Raw genomic sequence first — 18739 nt, 5'->3', positions numbered from 1 at the left:
ATTTCTTTTTGAGATAGTTGTCCTACAGATGGATAGCTAACAGTCTGGGTGATATTTCTTTGTTGTGTCTGCGCTGTAGTAGAAGCTGCACTTACACTAGGAGCTAAAAACAAAGACAATATTGACATAATCTCAAAAGAATGCAAGTTTATTTATAGAAGATTAACCTAAGGAGCCAATAACAAATCATGAATAATGTTTCATTAATATATAAGGAATTTGGAGATCCGCTTCAAAAATTACAGCTATATACTGGAGAAAAGCTTCCTATTCAGCCAAATGAAATTCTTGTCAAAATGATTGCCAGTCCAATTAATCCTTCAGATTTGCTTCCAATTAGAGGAGCCTATTCTCATAGAATTAAGCTGCCAGCTGTTGCAGGATATGATGGTGTGGGAATTGTTATCGATCAGGGCAAAGATGTATCACCATCACTGATTGGAAAAAGGGTCCTCCCTATAAGAGGAGAGGGAACTTGGCAACAATATGTAACCACAAAAGCTGATTATGCAATAGAGCTGCCTCCATCAATAAGTGATCACGACGCCAGTCAACTGTATATCAATCCATTAACAGCCTGGCTAATTTGTACGGAATCATTGCGTGTTCAGCCGAATGAAATTGTGTTAATGAATGGCGGAGGTACATCTATTGCAGGGTTGTTTGCGCAAATTTCTACTATACTGGGATTCCGTTTAATTGTCATTACAAGAAACAGCCGCAAGATAGAGAAACTTCAAAAACTTGGGGCATGGAGAGTCATCGACGCTTCCAAAGGTTCTATATATGAACAGATTTCTGATGCTTGCGACATCGGTGTTGACCATGCAATTGACTCTGTGGGAGGAGAAAGCGGCGAACTGCTGGCGAGGGCGTTAAAACCTGAAGGGACGTTTGTCAGTTATGGTCTGTTGTCAGGTATACCAAACGATTGGAGAAAGCTTCACGATGTATACCATGTGTCACCGCAATTATTCGCCTTAAGACTTTGGAATGAGAGACATTCCGTTTCTGAATATCGCAATCGCTTCTCGGAGGTAATTAAGCTTGTTGAGAGCGGAAGAATGGTCATCAATGCCCCAGAAAAAATATATGATTTTGAAGATTTTTATGATGCCTTGAAGCATTATGAACAGCCGGGTTTGAATGGAAAAATACTGTTGAACTTTGCATGAAGGAGATGTAACCAAAAAGAAAGAATAGGAAGTAGTTGTATTCGAAAAGAAAAATAAATAATTGATATACATTCCGCATATTGTCAATTCAGTATGTTATACTGTAAACAACCTTTTAAGCGTTAAATCTTTTTCTATTACCTTTTACCACCTCCCTACTCGAACGTTGAGTAGGGTTTTTTATTAAGCATTATACAAAGAACATAAAAAAACAGGCCCTATATAAAGAGCCTGTTTGTATAAACGATTGAAGATTAAGCAGTTTTTTGAACGTTAGCAGCTTGAGCTCCGCGAGGACCTTGCTCAACGTCAAATGTTACTTTTTGACCTTCGTCTAATGATTTGAATCCGTCACTTTGGATTGCAGAAAAGTGTACGAATACATCGTCTCCATCTTCACGTTCGATAAATCCAAAACCTTTTTCTGCATTAAACCATTTCACTGTACCTTGTTCCATTTTTGTTGCCTCCTAGTGCGTTACCGCACATTGTATTACTATCCTTGCCCAAAGTATCATCAAGACGAAAAGTCAATCTTCATACTATCCTTTACACCGAACAAAAATAATTCTTCTTTATCATAACAGGAAACGGAAATAATTGCAAATCATATTTTTGTTTTATTCATGGCATTATTCACTAAATGTGGATATCAGTGCAGAAGCGGAGTCTCAATCATTCTGCATTGAATTTATAACAGGTCTAATAACCATCGTTAAAAAACACCGTGAATGAATCAGAGTGTCTTCAAACCTTACTTGTAATGTTTGTCCTCAAACAATCAATGCTCACGGACTAAATAAACCGATTCCCTAGGGGAGCAGGGAGAGCGTTTGGCCCGATAAAGAGCCGGGTATAATTTTCATACGCCTTTGTATCCCGGCTGGCTCTGCTAATAAAGATTTAATTGAGCTGGAAATCAACTTATCATTTATGGTGGATGACGCAGGGACTTCAAAGGCAATAAAACGTTTTCTAGATCATCATAGGAGGGGAAACATTAAAAAATGAATGAGCAAAACCTAAGGACTTTGAGAAAACTGGTTACACCTTATGAAAAGTCCGATTTACAAAAAAGTGTTTATCAAATCATTAACACATTGGTACCATTTTTCCTGTTATGGTGTTTGGCATATAAAAGCTTGTCGATTTCTTATTTCCTTACATTAGCGATTTCTTTCGTTGCGGCAGGTTTTTTAGTGAGAACCTTCATCATCTTTCATGATTGCTGCCACTATTCCTTTTTTAAGAACAGAAAGGCGAATCGAATCCTTGGAACAATCACAGGAATTCTGACTTTGCATCCTTTTGATCATTGGGGACGCGACCATTCTATCCACCATGCGACAAGCAGCAACCTGGACAAACGCGGTACAGGCGATATCTGGGTACTGACCGTTGAAGAATATAAGGAAGCCTCGACTAAGACAAAAATCATGTACCGTTTGTACAGAAATCCGTTTGTTATGTTTATGATTGGGCCGATTTACGTCTTCGGGATTACCAATCGTTTTAATCGTAAAGGGGCAAAACGCAAAGAACGGATGAATACGTATGTAACGAACCTGGGAATCGTCGCGTTGACAGCACTTTTATGCTGGGCTATCGGCTGGCAAAACTTCCTGCTGGTTCAGGCGCCAATTTTTATGATATCGGGATCTCTCGGAATTTGGATGTTTTATATTCAGCATACGTTTGAGGATTCTTATTTTGAAGAAGATGAGCATTGGGAATATGTAAAAGCAGCAGTTGAAGGAAGCTCTTTTTATAAGCTTCCAAAAGTCATCCAATGGCTAACAGGCAATATCGGTTTCCATCATGTTCATCATTTAAGCCCGAGAGTCCCAAACTATAAGCTTGAAGAAGTGCATAACAACATTAAACCATTGCAAAACGTACCGACCATTACACTGGCAACAAGTCTAAAGTCGTTAAAGTTCCGTCTATGGGATGAAGAAAGCAAAAAATTTGTTGGTTTTAGCCACTTAAAAAAAGCTTCTAAAAGCCAAGTATCAGCACGGCTAAGAACGGATTAAATAAACTCCGCATAATCGATGATAACAGGTAGTGTATCTTGAGAATAAAAGTGCAGACTCGCGCAACAGTTTTGTGCAGAGGTCAGCACTTTTTTAGTGCTAAATATACTTGCATACTCATTTGTTTCCGTATTTTCCGCATCCCAATAATACCAAAGGTGATTAAACCCTTGGTATTTTTGGGATGCGGCCGAGAGGACTTGAACCTCCACGGGTTATTCATCCACTAAACCCTCAATAAAGTGGAAGCTTATCACGATTTGTGAAAGCTTGTTTTCACTGTATATTTTTACACAAATTTCATTGTTTTTAAGAATGATAGAAGGTATTTTAGGAAAACGGGCAAGAAAATCTCTTGAACTAAGATTTGATAAGTATGTAAAACCTGCTTTAAATGATCTTCTGAAATATGAAAAATTGGCTTGGGGAACTTTAGAAGAGCAAATTGCCAGCGCGCTTAATACCGGAATAAAAAACAGTACCGCGCGTAATCTTGCCTATTTCATTACACAATGTGCAAGATGGATATTGGAGAATGAATAACGAATGAAATTGCTTAATGTTAATGAGAAATGCTATTACTTCTTTACACGAACACCTAGCACCTGACTTCAAAACAAGAGATTTAGTTCTCTTAACACATGGTTTTCCGGAAGAACAAATTTCAAAATTCGACAAGCTTTTACTTGAGTTCCTATGAAAAAATTAAACCCATCTAAAGAAGATTTCAGATAATAATTAGCCGAAATAAAAGGAATACTTCACTTTACGAAAGAAGCAACTGAGGAAATTTTAGGGTGCAAATCAGATGATAATATACGCAAAAATCATTAATCACCCATTAAAATAAAGCAGGCCTATGCCTGCTTTAAAATTTATATCCGTTCAAATTCTATGACTTTGTTTCTTTCCCTTTATCCTCTTCATCATCCGGTGTTTTCCTATCAAGGCCTAAACGATCGTTCCCCTCACTCTGAGGAATATATTGGAATTCCAACTAAAAGACCGTCGCCTCTTAGTAACTCACAATAACAATGATTATAAAATGTCTCAAGGAAACGATCAGCAGCCGCTCCCGCTGATTAAAGATGATCTGTTACCACACCGTTACGTTAGAACTTCCACTACTTTGATAACCCTCTGTCGCTAAGACTTGGTAAGACCAATTACTACCCAGATTCATTCCATGACTCTTCCATGCTTTAACATGATTGCTGAAAGTGATTTTAGCATTGCTTCCAGTTGGTCTCTTCGACTGGCGAACACTCCAGTACTGCGTGAAAGTAGTTTTTTCGCCATCAATGGAAGGTGCGTTATAACGTGTAGTTGTATATATGTCATATGTACCCCCATCACTTTTTACAGTACCTTTATACGTTCCAGTAGGTCTATAAGTACCCCATGAATCCACTACATAATATTCTATGAGAGGTGATCTCGTCCAACCATATAAAGCCAAATATCCATTGCCATTCGGCGCCCAAACTCCGGCATTATAGTTTATTGTCCTAGATGGCGAACCTGTAGTCCAACCTTTACCAACAACGAAATTTCCGGTATTAGACCAATTAACACTGTAATTCCCTCCAGGCCCATTGACAGCGTTTACTGTTCCGCCGCCATCAGTCCAATTTTGCCAGTAGTCTGGGCCAGCTGCAGAGGCGGTTGCCGAAAACAAGCTAATACTCATTAAAGCTGCCGTTACTCCAACTAAGAAATTCTTTTTAAACTTAAACATATGTTACCTCCCATAATATTTTTTCTGACTTTGACATGAGGTAGCACTCGTATATATTTAAAACATTATTAATTACTAACGCCAAAGCCTTTGATCGTCCCCTTCAATATAATATCACGAATTCATGAGTGAATATTAATAACATCTGTAAATTAATTACAAAGACCTAAAGAATTACATTATAAGTGTTCTTGTAACACCATAGCCTTATCCTCTTTTCGCAGAATCACAATTCTTGTTTCTAAATCTGATGGAGTAAATTAATCCCCATTCGAACCATTTCGTATGAAGGAGATATACATTAGAGATTGTGAAGTTACGGACACCTTTTCCCCAACAAACAAAAGGAAATGGCTGATAAATTATATGACTTACTTTAAGTTAGTGGACACTTTTGGACACAAAAACACATTTTCATTGAAGAAACAAAAAATACCAAGGGCGCTTAAACCCTTGGTATTCCTATGATGCGGCCGAGAGGACTTGAACCTCCACGGGGTTGCCCCCACTAGGCCCTCAACCTAGCGCGTCTGCCATTCCGCCACGACCGCATGATATGTTGTTTTTAAAGTGCGGGTGAAGGGACTCGAACCCCCACGCCGTAAAGACACTAGATCCTAAGTCTAGCGCGTCTGCCAATTCCGCCACACCCGCGTAAAAAAACAATGGTGAGCCATGAAGGACTCGAACCTTCGACCCTCTGATTAAAAGTCAGATGCTCTACCAACTGAGCTAATGGCTCAAATATAATGGCTGGGCTAGCTGGATTCGAACCAACGCATGACGGAGTCAAAGTCCGTTGCCTTACCGCTTGGCTATAGCCCAACATATGAGAAATGACCCGTACGGGATTCGAACCCGTGTTACCGCCGTGAAAGGGCGGTGTCTTAACCACTTGACCAACGGGCCATATGAAGTCAGCATCATATTTTCCTAATGGCGGAGAAGGAGGGATTTGAACCCTCGCGCCGCTTACGCGACCTACACCCTTAGCAGGGGCGCCTCTTCAGCCACTTGAGTACTTCTCCATTGGCTCCACAGGCAGGATTCGAACCTGCGACCGATCGGTTAACAGCCGATAGCTCTACCACTGAGCTACTGTGGAATGATCAGACTCATTTTATTATAAATATGTCGACAAAATGTGTCAAGAAGAACAATTTGTCTTTGTGGCTCGTCTTGCGACGGCTTTTATAATTTATCATAGACAAGCCTGATCAGTCAACCCTTTTTTATGATTTCTTTTATTTTCCCTCCGCATTTGCCGCAGACGTAACGGCTTGTATCCATTTTCCGCTTTCGGAGAAACGTTTGTCCGCATGCGTCGCACTTGTATGTGCGTACTTTTCTTTGCGGCTTTTTCTCTCCTGCGAGCGGCGTGCAGAATCGCGGCGCACCTACTTCCTTTAATAGCGTTCTAAAATCTTTGTCGCGGTGCTTGTAGCCTTTTCCTTCAAGATGGAGGTGGTAATGGCACAATTCATGCTTGATGATGCCTTCAAGCTCATTTTGCCCGTGCTCTGTCAGGTATTTTTTATTCAGTTCGATATTGTGGGAATTCAGCAAATACCTGCCTCCGGTCGTTTTCAGGCGACTGTTGAAATAAGCGCGGTGCCGGAACGGTTTTTTAAAGTATGTGAGCGAAAGCTGTTCTGTCAGATGCTGCAGTTGTTGTTCGTCCATTGCTTCGGTCCACCTCATTTTTAAAAACATTGAACAGGACAAATTCCGGGCGGCATAAACTAATACACAACACCCATACTCTTATGATAAGAGCCTGAGGAGGGATGAGCAATGCCGAATTGGCTCAAAAGCCAGATGCAGAGAGCTTTTTATGAAAAAGATCATTACCAGATTAAATTGCTGAATCAGTGCTGGTATTTTTACAGAAAAAAACACTGCTGATAGACAGTGTTCATCGGAGCCCGAATGGTCATTCTTCTGTTTCCTCATCATCTTCACCGGTCCTTTTATCATCTCACACAATGGCGCCCGTTACTCCCCAAATGGAGCTGACCGCCCGATTTCGGGGAGCATGGGCGAATGATTCTTCCGCGGATGGACGAGCCGTTTATTCTTTTCTTTTAAACGGAAACCAGTTGGCTGAGCCGAAGATCCGAACCATCACAGGGACGAACAGCGGCAGCATGACGAATGCGTACAGCAAGAGACCCGTCAATATTAGGGTGGCGATTTGCAGAAGCGATAAAACGCCGGACGGCAGCATCGCCGCGAAGGTTCCCGCCAAGATCACAGCAGCTGATATAATAACGGAACCCATATTTTTCATCGATTCCGTCATCGCCGTTTTAATATCCGTTCCGCGATATTCGTTAAAGCGTTCCATCAGGAAGATCGAATAGTCCACACCAAGCGCCATTAAAATCACGAATCCAAAGAAAGGCACCGCCCAGTTGAGGCCGGGATAGCCGAAAAACGCCGTGAAAATAAACTCGGTTACACCGATGGACGCAAAGTAAGTCAAGATCAACGATCCGACCAAATACACCGGCATGACAATAGAACGGAACAGCAGGACGAGGATCAGGAAGATACCGATCATCATATAGATCACCGTGTTGCTGAAATCCTGGTCTGATAGCTGCTTCAGATCGGCGTTGATACTGGAAACGCCGCCGACGCCAAACGATGCATCTTTCAAATGCGTGTCGGGAAGAGCCCGTTTTACGGACGCTTCAATGTCTTTGACATTGGCAATCGCTCCGTTTCCGTACGGATTGCCTTCCAATATCACATCGATCGTCGTGATATGCCGGTCGTCTGACATATAGGAATTAAACACCTGCTGAAATTGCTTGTTTTTCAGGACTTCTTTAGGGACAAACCAGCCGGACATTTCTTGATCTGATGCGTTTTTCAGCTGATCCAGGTAGTCGCCTGCCCCCATCAGACCGCTTGAAATTTTTTCGAGGCCGTCCACGCTTGAATTCAAACCTTTTGTTAATTGATCGAGCTGGCCGGCGAATTCTCCGACTTTTTCCTTCATCTGCTTTTGGCCTTCAGCGACATCACCTGCGCCTGATTCGAGCTTAGGCAGCGAATCGGCGAGCTGTCCCTGCCCCTTTGATGTCTCTTCAAGTCCTTTTTCGATTTGGCCGAGGCCGTTGATCAGAGCATCGATTTTGCTTGTGTATACTTTTTGCTCTTCCTGTGCTTTTGCGATAAATGCATCTGCTGCTTCAAGCTGCTTTTTCGCGTTTGCCGCCTGCTTCGTGTAAACGGCCGCTTTCTGTGATCCCTGCTTGATTGCCGATGCAAGCTCCGTGTAAGAGCCTTTGATCGCTAAATAAGAAGGATTCTCCTTCACTTCGGGAATTTCGCTTTCAAGATTTTTGAAATGTTGATTTGTCTGCTCGATCATCTTTTGCACGTCAGCCGTTATACCTTGGGCACTTTCTGCTTGTGACAATGCCGCTTTCAAGACTTTCGATATTTCTTTGTAGCTTTCGATTTGTCCATTTAATTGATCGACCTGCGCCGTCAGCTGTTTTTTCGCAGCTTGAATTTCTTTTTTCGCCCGGGCGACGCCTTCTTTGCTTTGGTCTGTACCGTCCTTCAGCTTTCTCATATTGGCTTCAACGTCGCTGATGCCGGCTTTAATCGATTCGGTTCCTTTGATCAGCTGGTTGATTCCTTTTCCGGACGCTTCGATTTGCGGCTTTTGATCTGCGATCGACTTGCTCGCCTCGGCGAGCCCGTCTTTGATCTTTTTCAGGCCTTTATTACCGCTCTCAAGCCCTTTATTCAGCTCATTCGCCTGTGTTTTGACGTACAGGTCGCTCAGCCCTTTTCCGACCGGACGGGTCGCACTGCGTACTTTGCTGACGCCGTTTGTCTGTTCAATGGCGCGGCTGATTTTTTCAATCGCGATCAGCCCGTCATTGGTATCGAGCGCATCCGATGTTTTGAGCACGACCGTGACCGGCAAAGATTCCCCGGGCCCGAACTTGTCGGAGATGGTGTTAAAAGCGCTGACGGATTCGTATTGATCTCCGATTTCGTCAAGGCTGTTGTAGGAAAGTGTTCCTTTATACATCAAGATCGGCGGAACGGCCACGGCCGCTACGATCAACAGGCTGATCAGCGGCTTACTGAAAGCGAAACGGCCGGCGGTTTCCCATAGCTTTGACTGCGGATGCCCGATATTTCCTCTGACGGGCCAAAACAGCACTTTTCCCAAAACAGCCATGAAAAACGGCACGATCGTCAAAAGCGCCAAAATCAAGACCGCAACACCAACCGCTACTGCGACCGCAGACTTGTAAAGCTGGAATTCGGCAAAGCCGATGCAAGTAAAACCGATCAAAACGGCGAATCCGCTGAATAGAACGGTTTTTCCCGCCGTTTTATACGTTGTCAGGATAGCTTCAATCTTGTCTTTCCCGCGGGCAAGCTCTTCCTTAAAACGGCTCAAAAGAAGAATGCAGTAATCCGTCCCGATTCCGAACATGATCGCCACCATGAAGATTTGCGTAAACGTGGACAGCGGAAAATCAGCGTATTCGACAAGATAGGCGACGACGGACTGGCTCACAAGGTAGGAAAGCGCAACCGCCAAAAGTGGAACAAAAGGCGCAACCGCAGAACGGAAGACGAGAATCAATACGATTAAAATAAAACCGACCGTAATATATTCGGTCTTCTTCAGGCCTTCCTGTGAGCTTGTTATAACATCATCATCGATGAGCGGCTGCCCGGTCATCTCGTAGTCAAGCTTTAAAGTTTTAAGCTTTTCATTTACTTTTGCTTTAAAATCGGCCGCACTGATTTTGTTCGCATCAAATGTGACAGGTACAAGCAGCGTCGTTCGATCCTTTGACAACAGCTGCTTTTGAATATCCTCATCCGCGTCAAAGTAAGATGTGATATCTGAGACGTGAAGGGAGGAATCCTTTTCTAAAATGGTGATCGCTTTTTTTAAAGCCGCCTCCCGATTCGGCAGGAGCTGTTTGTCCTGAAATACGACGACAACCGATTTGTCCGTATCACCGTCTTTTGACATTTGTTCGAGAAGCTTGTTCGCGTAAGAAGACGGATAGCCTTCAGGGACCGCTATCTGGCCCTTCTCCTTTGTTAATTGCCCCATATCGGGCGCCGTGATGAATAAGACGGCGGCCATTACAATCCAGAGCGCCGCAATGATCCATCTCGCCTTTATAATCGTTCTCATTGACGTTTTATTCCTCCTCTATGAGCTGTGCGGGTTTTTCATAAAAAAAAGACGGCTGATTGCTGCCGTCAACAAAACATTCGTGTTTTGCTGATCAACAAGAAAGCCGTCGTACTTTTTATATCGGCTTTCTAATACATTAGTAAATCGTTCTTTTAAAACTCCAATTTCCTATTTCACGGCCGAATCGCTTAAGGGGAAATGCACTAAATTCATCGAATCCGTTCTTTTTGTAAAACGATCGATTTAAATTCGTGTTGGTGATTAAAGCCAGGATTCCGCCTCCGTTTCTTCGTATGAAAGGGATCAGGCAGTCATTGATCATCTTGCTGCCGAAACTTTTGCCCTGATGGGAGCGGGAGACCCCCAACACCTCCAAATACCATTTCTGCTGTTTGATGGCCTTGTACGATCTTTTGGCCTCTTCCGCCACATTCACCATATTCCATACCGAGGAAAGGCCCCTTTTTATGAATAACTTTATTCCTCCGGCTGATATATAATCCATCACCCCAACGTCTGGATCATCCCGATGTTTTAAGAGGGCCGCGGTGACGATTTCACCATTCACAAGACCGATAAAGCACCCCTGCCTATTTATATATGCCTGAGTGATGACTTTATGCAGTTCATAAAAGAATTCGGGGTTTTTCTTTTCGGGTCTTACAAGCAAATCCATAAACGGATAGTTGTCAAAAGACTCATGAAACAGTTGTGCCACCTCGTCCAAATGATCAGCTGAAGCCAGACGATATTGAATCATTGAAAACCTCCTCGATAATATGAACAGCTATTGATTAATAAACACATGTTCATTATAATTTGAAGCAAAAGCGATGTTCAATCGGCAATCGTGATTGAGCTGTTCATTAATGAACAACACATAAAAATTTGTCTATAAACGGAGGGCAAAACGATGGAGGACAGAAGATCAATCAAGACGAAAAGAGCGATAAAAGAGGCTTTTTTAAAGCTGCTCCATGAGAAAGAAATCAATAAAATCACCGTTTCCGATTTATCTAGGCGCGCGGATTTAGGACGCGGAACCTTTTATCTTCATTATAAAGATATTTTTGACTTGTATGAACAAATAGAAAATGAATTGTTTGATCAGCTGGGGAGATTTTACGATGATTATTTTCCGAGCGAAGATCCGCACAATTTGCTCACCTTCATCGAAAAAACGACCGAATATATTTATCAAAACGCTGCGATTTTCACTTTATTGACGAAACCGAAAGGAAACATTTTGACAATCAATAAATTTAAAGACTTTTTCCAGAGGAAAATTTTCGAAGAATTGAGCATGATAGAGCAATCGGAAAACGAGGTTACATGCGATGAAATGGAAATATCATTTGTCGTCTCGGGAGTGGTCGGCGTTTTGGAGGAATGGATCAATGAAGGGATGGTTCAGACGCCGGCTCATGTGGCTGGCGTCATCCACCGCATTCTGTTAAAAATCGGAGTATAAAAGATCAGTCCGCCGGAGAAACAAAGCTCCGGCAAGCTGAACTATCGATCCCTCACCATTGATAAGGATACCCTTCCTTTTGCAGCATCGACATCTTCCACCCATACGGTAACGATGTCCCCGACCGACACCACGTCAAGCGGATGCTTGACGAAGGAATGGCTGAGCTTGGAAATGTGGACGAGCCCGTCCTGTTTCACGCCGATGTCGACAAATGCCCCGAAGTCAACGACGTTCCGCACTGTCCCCTGCAGTTCCATCCCTTCTTTTAAGTCCTCCAATTGAAGCACATCGGTTTTTAAGAGCGGCTTAGGGACTTCATCCCTCGGATCGCGCTCAGGCCTTGTCAGCTGGGCGCAAATGTCTTTCAGGGTGATTTCCCCGATTCCAAGCTGTTCAGCTGCTTCGGAAATATTCAGTTCGTTGATTTTGTCCTGAAGCTCTCTTGCCCCGATTTCGGCTGTTGACAGGCCGAGCTTTTTCAGAAGCTCTCTCGTCTCTTTATAGCTCTCAGGGTGGATGCCTGTGCGGTCGAGCGGTTCACCGCCGTCAGGCACCCTTAAAAAGCCGATGCATTGCTCATACGTTTTCGCGCCCAGGCGCGGAATGTCTTTCAGCTCTTTCCGGCTCGTGAATTTTCCGATTTCATCCCGCTTTTTGACGATGTTGGCCGCGACTGTTTTCGATAGTCCGGCTACATATTGCAAGAGCGCGGCTGACGCCGTATTCATGTTGACGCCGACTTGGTTGACGACGGTTTCCACCACGAAGCGGAGCGAGTCGTTTAGTTTTTTCTGGCTGACATCGTGCTGGTACTGGCCGACACCGACCGACTTGGGATCGATTTTGACGAGTTCGGCGAGCGGGTCCTGGAGTCTGCGTGCGATCGACACGGCGCTCCGTTCTTCAACCTGCAGATCCGGGAATTCTTCCCTTGCAAGCTCTGATGCCGAGTAGACGCTGGCTCCCGCTTCATTGACGATCAGATAGTACACCTTTCTGTCGATGTCCTTCAAAAGATCGGCGATAAATTGTTCCGTCTCTCTTGATGCCGTTCCGTTCCCGATGGCGATGACCTCAATTTGAAAGTCTTCGATGATGCGTTTCACTTTTTCAATGGCCGCGCTTTTTTTATTGACCGGAGGGTGCGGGTATATGACATCGATCTTGAGCATCTTACCCGTCTCATCGACAACTGCAAGCTTGCAGCCCGTGCGGAATGCCGGGTCGACGCCGAGAACGAGCTTTCCTTTCATCGGCGGCTGCAGCAGCAGCTTGCGCAGATTCTCGGCAAAAATGTGAATCGCTTGATCTTCCGCCTTTTCCGTCAATTCTTTTCTGATTTCTCTTTCGATGGACGGCTGAATGAGGCGCTTATAGCCGTCTTCGATTGCGCTTTTCAGCACATCTTCAGCACTTGTTTGCTTGTGTTGTAAAATTCGTTTTTCCAAGTACGCTTGAATGCGGTCTGCCGGCGGCTCGACCGACACTCTCAAAATCTCTTCTTTTTCGCCGCGGTTAACCGCAAGCACGCGGTGAGGAACGATTTTTTGAATCGGCTCTTCATATTCATAATACATTTCATAGATTTTCTTCTCATCCGCTTCGGCGTCTTTCGCCGCGGATTTCAGCGTTCCTCTTTTAAAAGTCTCCTGCCGGATCCACTTTCTGTATTCCGGTTCGTCTGAGATCCGTTCCGCCAGAATGTTTTTTGCTCCTTCAAGCGCTTCTTCGGCGCTCATGACTTCTTTTTCTTCATTTATGTATTTGCGTGCTTCGGCCGCTATGTCTTCGTTACGCGGGAGCGAGATGATGAAATCAGCCAAAGGTTCAAGGCCTTTGCTTTTGGCGATCGTCGCCTTTGTTTTTCGTTTTTGTTTAAATGGTCTGTACAAGTCTTCAACTTCCTGGAGCTTGTCCGCTTTTTCTATATCGAGCTTCAGCTGTCCTGTCAGTTTACCCTGTTCGTCGATCAGCCGGATGACTTCGTCTTTCCGCTGATTTAAATGCTGGATGTATCCCCAGCGTTCGGAGATTGTTTGAATTTGGACTTCATCCATGGAGCCCGTTTGTTCTTTGCGGTATCTCGCGATAAAGGGAACGGTGTTGCCGTCCTCTAACAATTGAATGACACTTTCGACATGCTTTGGCGCAAGCCCTGTTTCTTTTGCGATTTGTTTGACGATTAACGCTAAAGTATCCATTGTAGCCTCCAAAAGAATGTTGTCTTCTTAGTGTACCAAAAGAAACAGAAAAACACCTATATCAAAGGGCAGCTTCTTTAAAAAAGCTGTCCGATGATATAGGTGAGATCGTCTTTTCCCATTAGTGTGTATGATTCAAGCTGATTCGATATATCTCCAGGTGTATGGTGCTGTTTTAAATAAGTCCGGAGGGCGGGTACTTCCAATCCGTCTGAATAAATGATGAATCTTGACCCTTTTTCATACGTGTAGGTGAATGTTTTGTATGTTTGCGGTTTTCCCGACATGTATCCCGTCACAGGGAGAGGGTGGATATATTTGTCCGAAGGAGCGTACAAGATAAAGCGGATATTGCCTACAGAGCTGTAAGCAATCGTTCTTGTTCGAAAATCGGCTTTTAAAATCGCCACAGTTGCGCCGCGTTTATGTTTCAGCTCTTGATTGCACCGTTCCATCAAGCTTGCAACTTCTTCATGACCGTGCGCTTCGACAACTTCGCTGATGACCGCGGAAGATTCTTGTGCCATCGCACCGCTGCCAAGCCCGTCGGCCAGCGCGCACACCATGGTTTCGTCAGTCGCATGGAAATAAAAACTGTCTCCGCAGACGGCTTTTCCTTCTTTAGGAAGCTGATAAACAAGCGCTTGCATATGTTCATTCGACTCAGTCCAAATCATGGTTTAAGCTCCATAAACGGATCTTCAGCCAAAGCTTCCCGCAACTTTTTGACAGCTTTGCGCTGCAGCCGTGAGACGTGCATTTGCGATATGCCCAGCATGTCACCGGTTTCTTTTTGGCTTTTGTTTTGAATGTATGTCAGCTCAATGATTTGCTTTTCGCGGTCGGACAGTACGTGCAATACACTTTCAAGCATCAGCTTTTGGTTCACCTTTTCATAGCCTTCCTCCTGCGAGCCGACGATGTCGAGGATCGTCACCGTGCTGCCGTCTGCATCCGCTTCAATGCTGTGGTCGACGGAAAGCGCCTGATAGCTTTTGCCCATCTCCATCGTTTCCAGCACTTCTTCTTCTGTGACGTCAAGAAACTCGGCAATCTCATCGACTTTTGGGGACCTTTGCGTTTCATTCGTTAAATGATCCACCGCCATTTTAATTCTCGGCCCGAGCTCCTTGATCCTTCTAGGGACGTGGACGCTCCAGGTTTTATCACGGAGAAACCGTTTGATTTCTCCGATAATGGTCGGAATCGCAAACGCTTCAAACGATTTTCCCACATCGGGATCATAGCGTTTGATGGCTCCAAGCAATCCGAGCATCCCAACCTGGCATAAGTCTTCATGAAAGCTTTTTCCTTTTGAATATTTTTTGGCGAGGGTTTCCACCAGATTTTTATAAGTCTGAACAAGGGTCAGCTGAGCGTCTTCATCCTGGCTATCCTGATATTTTTTGATCAGCGTGTCGACTTCGGTTTTAGTTAGTTTCGTAGTTTTGGACGGTTGTGCCATCATCAACTCGCTCCCTGTTTAAGAACTTTGTCATCGAGACGGTTACGCCTGAGTCAATCTGGACATGCACTTCATCCATGAGCGTCTCCATTAAATATAAACCGAGCCCTCCTTCTGACAATTGATCTACTGTATGCTCAGGGGAATATGGCCCCCGCCCTTTCTGTTTATCCTGAATATCAAAACTGTCTCCCTGATCTGCGACGATGATTTCGAGGCGGTCTTCAAACACGCCGAATCTGACGGAGACCTCTCCTGTTTTGTCTGCTTTATAAGCATGCTGCACAGCGTTTGTGCACGCTTCGCTGACCGCAATTTTCAAATCTTCGATGTCATCATAAGAATACCCCATCTTGCTTGCAATCCCCGACAGGGTTAAACGAATGATTCCTACGTATTCAGGTTTGGCAGGTGACTTCATTTCAATGTAATCAGCTGCTCTCTTCATTATAATCCACCCTCTGACTTTCCAGAAATATCAATGATGTCCTTTAAGCCTGTAATATCAAACAAACGGATCAAACGCTCTGACAGATTTTCAAGCACTAAAGAACCCCCAGTTCTGTTAACCGCTTTGTAAATGCCGACAAATACCCCCAGCCCTGTACTGTCCATATATGAAACGTCTTTCAGACAAACCTTGAGATCTTTTCCTTCTTCCGCGAGCGGCATCAGCTCATCCCGCAATACCGGAGCCGTATGCACATCAATTTCGCCCGCCACTTTCACTTCTATCACATGATCATTTTTTTTCGTATCAACTGCCAAATTCACAATATCACCTCTGGTTCTCTTATGAGCTACTGGTTTATTACCCAGCGAAGAGAAACTTTAAACCTTTCTTTTGAAAACAATGAGAGTAAAATCGTCATGAAGCTGAAAATCCTGAAGCTTGAGCAGATGTTCGTATATACAGTCAACCATTTGCTGAGCCGGTTTCTCCATATGTAAAGTGATCAGGTTCTGCAAGTCAGACCGCTCCAAAAATCCGCTGTCTGTCCGGCATTCGGTTACACCATCTGAAAAAAGAACGATCATATCGCCACTATCCAGGTTTTGCTCGTACTGCTCATAGTCGTATTGTGATGAAATGCCAAGAACGAGGCCTTTTGCGTTTAAATCGTAAAATTTATTTTCCCTGCAAGAATAATAAAAGCCAGGTTCATGACCGGCAGATGAAAACGTAAATAGGTGTTTTTGAAGATGGTAATTGCCATAAAACATTGTAATAAACATGCTTGGGTCCACATTTTGTTCGACGACCCTGTTCAGGTTTTTCAGCACCTGTGAAGGAGACGTGCCCGAATCCGGCAGAGAGTCCATCGCATATTTGATCATCGACATGCATAACGCGGCCGGTATTCCTTTTCCGATCACATCTGCAATGGCGATGTTAATCGATTCCTTGTCCCGCACAAAATGATAATAATCACCGCTCATTTGCTTAGCCGGAACACTGACCGCCCCGATTTCGAGCGCTTCAACTTTCGGAATCTTCGTTTCGAGCAGCGTTTGCTGGACATTCGCGGCAATTTCGATTTCCGATTTAATTTCCTGCTGAATTCCCCTTAACGTCTGATGTTCTTGATAGGCCAAACCGTATCCAATCATCACTTCAATTAAAAAATCGAGAGAATGGAACACATGGTCCGGAAGATCCGGATATAATTCAGACAGAACTTTTCGGTGTATACTGATAATCTCTTCCGGCGGCACTTGATGTTCAATCGTTTTTCTGCTGAATTTCTGCCCCTGATAAAGGGATGTCTCTGTTAATTCAGATATATAACGGCTAAGCAGCTGTCGATAGCGCTGCTCAATCACTTCCCTGAAATCCATTCCTTCCCTCCTACCGCAGCCACTTTATGGCTTGTATATCCGTTCCATTTTCCGCGTCCGAATTCAATTCAAATTGGTCCATCAGACGCTTTACTCCCGGCAGGCCCGCTCCGAGACCGCCTGAGGTTGAAAAACCGTCTTCCATCACTTTTTTGATGTCAGCGATTCCCGGCCCCTCATCCTCCGCTACGATTTTCAACCCCTTTTTTCCTTCTTCCTGAACCTGTTCGATGCAGATTCGGCCTTTTCCGGCATACAAATAAATATTACGAGCCAGCTCTGAGATGGCTGTTGTGATTCTGGCCTGGTCCACTGTGCCGAACCCCAGTTCTTTTGCGACATTTCGCCCAAGCTGTCTGGCGGCCACTATGTCCCATTCAGTCAAAATCTTCACACAGGATTGGTCTGCCATATTTATTCCCCCAATTCCCGCTGCAATGTCTCGAGCCCCTTTTCGAGATCGAGCGCCGTCTCGATCTCGTCCAAAGAAATGCCGAGTTCAATCAATGTCACCGCAACAGCCGGCTGGATGCCAGTCAGAACGACTTTGGCGCCCATCAGTTTTGACATTGTAATGACATCGCCAAGGACTTTGGCGATGAATGAATCGATGATGTCCACTGAAGTCAGATCGATCACCACTCCGTTCGAACCGGTTTCATATATTTTGTTCAGCAGGTCCTCTTGGAATTTCAGAGCGGTTTGGTCATCGAGCTCTACTTGAATGGATACCAATAAACAGTTATACAGCTTCAAAATTGGAATGTTAGGTACCCTCAAAGATTATTCCTCCAATGAAACAATTTTTCTGTCTGTCATTTCTAATGCGGTTTTAATTCCTTTTTGCAGGGTATTTTTTGTAATAACCTGAGTTAAATCGATTCCCAAATTCACAATCGTCTGCGCGATTTCCGGGCGGATTCCGACGAGCAGGCATTTAGCTCCGACAAGTCTGACGGCTTCGGAAGCCTGCATGATGTGGTGTGCGACCATCGTATCGACGACAGGCACGCCCGTAATGTCAATGAGCACGACTTCAGACCGGTGTTTGACGACGCCGCTCAACAGGTTTTCCATAATCTTTTTGGCCCGCTCCGTATCGATCGTGCCGACAAGCGGCATCACCGTAATATTTTCAAAAACCGGGATCAGCGGCGCCGAGAGCTCCTGTAATGCGACCTTTTGCAGAGCAACGGTTTTCTCCCAGGAGATCGCATACTGATTCAAGATTTCGCTGTTGATCGGTTCGATAAATTTATCGATTTCCCAAATCAAATCATAGCACTGCTGATCTTCCGGCACATCCTTGTTCATTTCATAGTAAAGGTGCTTCCAAAAAGCTGATAATCCCGACGACAGCAGCTTCAGCGGAACGCCGAGCTGTACGGCTTTTGAAGAGAACTGGTAGATGGTGTCGATCGATTTTTCATTCCCGTCCCCGGACTCATTCATGAGGATATGAATATATTCATTGCTGATCGTCTCATACATGTGTTCAGTCAGCTTCACGTTTGTCATGTTGCTGTTTAAGTCTTTCAGAATATCCGCCAAATTCCCGGCGAGTACATTTTGGTGTTCCGAGATAAATTTTAACACCGCTTGATTCGACATGTTCAT

Annotated in this window: 19 protein-coding genes and 7 tRNA genes; 5 read left to right on the top strand and 21 right to left on the bottom strand. The window is 44.2% G+C overall.

Features of this window, described 5'->3' with window-relative positions:
- Window positions 1-188 precede the first annotated feature (188 nt).
- Window positions 189-1175: a zinc-dependent alcohol dehydrogenase family protein gene (locus MHI30_RS02980; protein WP_075753990.1), complete on the top strand. Its 987-nt coding sequence runs from the start codon at window positions 189-191 to the stop codon at window positions 1173-1175.
- 254 nt (window positions 1176-1429) lie between these two features.
- On the opposite strand, the gene cspC is transcribed toward MHI30_RS02980, so the two are convergent.
- Window positions 1430-1633 carry a cold shock protein CspC gene (gene cspC, locus MHI30_RS02975; protein WP_065643234.1) on the bottom strand — a complete coding sequence of 68 codons (204 nt, stop codon included), beginning with the start codon at window positions 1631-1633 and terminating at the stop codon, window positions 1430-1432.
- A 549-nt stretch (window positions 1634-2182) separates the two neighbouring features.
- Between cspC and MHI30_RS02970 the strand changes: the two genes are divergently transcribed.
- Together MHI30_RS02970 and MHI30_RS02965 are read left to right on the top strand one after the other, a co-directional pair.
- Complete coding sequence (locus tag MHI30_RS02970) at window positions 2183-3211, top strand: fatty acid desaturase (RefSeq protein WP_075753988.1); 1029 nt, start codon at window positions 2183-2185, stop codon at window positions 3209-3211.
- Window positions 3212-3481: 270 nt separating this feature from the next.
- Window positions 3482-3754 carry a hypothetical protein gene (locus tag MHI30_RS02965; RefSeq protein WP_081379921.1) on the top strand — a complete coding sequence of 91 codons (273 nt, stop codon included), beginning with the start codon at window positions 3482-3484 and terminating at the stop codon, window positions 3752-3754.
- Between the two features lie 553 nt (window positions 3755-4307).
- On the opposite strand, the gene MHI30_RS02960 is transcribed toward MHI30_RS02965, so the two are convergent.
- From MHI30_RS02960 to MHI30_RS02920, 9 genes are all read right to left on the bottom strand, one after another.
- Complete coding sequence (locus tag MHI30_RS02960; RefSeq protein WP_065643236.1) at window positions 4308-4949, bottom strand: glycoside hydrolase family 11 protein; 642 nt, start codon at window positions 4947-4949, stop codon at window positions 4308-4310.
- A 468-nt stretch (window positions 4950-5417) separates the two neighbouring features.
- Window positions 5418-5500 (bottom strand) — tRNA-Leu (locus MHI30_RS02955).
- Between the two features lie 20 nt (window positions 5501-5520).
- A tRNA-Leu gene (locus MHI30_RS02950) sits at window positions 5521-5603 on the bottom strand.
- Between the two features lie 12 nt (window positions 5604-5615).
- Window positions 5616-5691: transfer RNA gene (locus MHI30_RS02945), tRNA-Lys, on the bottom strand.
- An 8-nt stretch (window positions 5692-5699) separates the two neighbouring features.
- Window positions 5700-5774, bottom strand: a tRNA-Gln gene (locus tag MHI30_RS02940).
- Between the two features lie 12 nt (window positions 5775-5786).
- A tRNA-Glu gene (locus MHI30_RS02935) sits at window positions 5787-5858 on the bottom strand.
- A gap of 28 nt (window positions 5859-5886) precedes the next feature.
- A tRNA-Ser gene (locus MHI30_RS02930) sits at window positions 5887-5977 on the bottom strand.
- Window positions 5978-5979: 2 nt separating this feature from the next.
- Window positions 5980-6054 (bottom strand) — tRNA-Asn (locus MHI30_RS02925).
- A gap of 116 nt (window positions 6055-6170) precedes the next feature.
- Complete coding sequence (locus tag MHI30_RS02920) at window positions 6171-6632, bottom strand: SprT family protein (protein WP_075753984.1); 462 nt, start codon at window positions 6630-6632, stop codon at window positions 6171-6173.
- Window positions 6633-6743: 111 nt separating this feature from the next.
- Here MHI30_RS02920 and cmpA point away from each other — a divergent pair, with 111 nt between their 5' ends.
- A complete protein-coding gene (cmpA, locus tag MHI30_RS02915) occupies window positions 6744-6854 on the top strand; it encodes a cortex morphogenetic protein CmpA (protein ID WP_023857852.1) in 111 nt (36 codons plus the stop codon).
- Window positions 6855-7020: 166 nt separating this feature from the next.
- Here cmpA and MHI30_RS02910 read toward each other — a convergent pair whose 3' ends face one another.
- Together MHI30_RS02910 and MHI30_RS02905 are read right to left on the bottom strand one after the other, a co-directional pair.
- Window positions 7021-10140, bottom strand: a complete 3120-nt coding sequence (locus MHI30_RS02910; RefSeq protein ID WP_075753982.1) for an MMPL family transporter — start codon at window positions 10138-10140, stop codon at window positions 7021-7023.
- 139 nt (window positions 10141-10279) lie between these two features.
- Complete coding sequence (locus MHI30_RS02905) at window positions 10280-10903, bottom strand: GNAT family N-acetyltransferase (RefSeq protein ID WP_075753980.1); 624 nt, start codon at window positions 10901-10903, stop codon at window positions 10280-10282.
- Window positions 10904-11056: 153 nt separating this feature from the next.
- On the opposite strand from MHI30_RS02905, the gene MHI30_RS02900 reads away from it, so the two are divergent.
- Window positions 11057-11614 carry a TetR/AcrR family transcriptional regulator gene (locus MHI30_RS02900; RefSeq protein WP_020450267.1) on the top strand — a complete coding sequence of 186 codons (558 nt, stop codon included), beginning with the start codon at window positions 11057-11059 and terminating at the stop codon, window positions 11612-11614.
- 41 nt (window positions 11615-11655) lie between these two features.
- On the opposite strand, the gene MHI30_RS02895 is transcribed toward MHI30_RS02900, so the two are convergent.
- The 9 genes from MHI30_RS02895 to MHI30_RS02855 form a co-directional block, all read right to left on the bottom strand.
- Window positions 11656-13818: a Tex family protein gene (locus MHI30_RS02895; RefSeq protein WP_075753978.1), complete on the bottom strand. Its 2163-nt coding sequence runs from the start codon at window positions 13816-13818 to the stop codon at window positions 11656-11658.
- A gap of 77 nt (window positions 13819-13895) precedes the next feature.
- Complete coding sequence (locus tag MHI30_RS02890) at window positions 13896-14495, bottom strand: PP2C family serine/threonine-protein phosphatase (RefSeq protein ID WP_065643246.1); 600 nt, start codon at window positions 14493-14495, stop codon at window positions 13896-13898.
- A complete protein-coding gene (sigB, locus tag MHI30_RS02885) occupies window positions 14492-15283 on the bottom strand; it encodes an RNA polymerase sigma factor SigB (RefSeq protein ID WP_023857858.1) in 792 nt (263 codons plus the stop codon). The genes MHI30_RS02890 and sigB overlap by 4 nt, the downstream gene beginning before the upstream one ends.
- The gene (gene rsbW, locus MHI30_RS02880; RefSeq protein ID WP_065643247.1) at window positions 15249-15731 is read right to left on the bottom strand and encodes an anti-sigma B factor RsbW; all 483 of its coding nucleotides are present in this window, start codon (window positions 15729-15731) and stop codon (window positions 15249-15251) included. Before rsbW ends, sigB begins: the two co-directional genes overlap by 35 nt.
- Window positions 15731-16057 (bottom strand): anti-sigma factor antagonist, encoded by a 327-nt coding sequence (locus tag MHI30_RS02875; protein WP_065643248.1) that lies wholly within the window; start codon window positions 16055-16057, stop codon window positions 15731-15733. Before MHI30_RS02875 ends, rsbW begins: the two co-directional genes overlap by 1 nt.
- A gap of 57 nt (window positions 16058-16114) precedes the next feature.
- The gene (locus MHI30_RS02870; RefSeq protein WP_075753976.1) at window positions 16115-17122 is read right to left on the bottom strand and encodes a PP2C family protein-serine/threonine phosphatase; all 1008 of its coding nucleotides are present in this window, start codon (window positions 17120-17122) and stop codon (window positions 16115-16117) included.
- Between the two features lie 10 nt (window positions 17123-17132).
- Window positions 17133-17534, bottom strand: coding sequence for an anti-sigma regulatory factor (locus MHI30_RS02865; RefSeq protein WP_065643250.1), 402 nt, complete (start codon window positions 17532-17534; stop codon window positions 17133-17135).
- Window positions 17535-17536: 2 nt separating this feature from the next.
- Window positions 17537-17902, bottom strand: a complete 366-nt coding sequence (locus tag MHI30_RS02860) for an STAS domain-containing protein (RefSeq protein WP_003179132.1) — start codon at window positions 17900-17902, stop codon at window positions 17537-17539.
- 3 nt (window positions 17903-17905) lie between these two features.
- Window positions 17906-18733 carry an RsbT co-antagonist protein RsbRA gene (locus tag MHI30_RS02855; RefSeq protein WP_061578564.1) on the bottom strand — a complete coding sequence of 276 codons (828 nt, stop codon included), beginning with the start codon at window positions 18731-18733 and terminating at the stop codon, window positions 17906-17908.
- Between the last annotated feature and the right edge of the window lie 6 nt (window positions 18734-18739).

Source organism: Bacillus sp. FSL L8-0528 (assembly GCF_038593085.1).
GTDB lineage: Bacteria > Bacillota > Bacilli > Bacillales > Bacillaceae > Bacillus > Bacillus paralicheniformis.
This window is presented reverse-complemented; position numbering and strand designations above follow the sequence as displayed.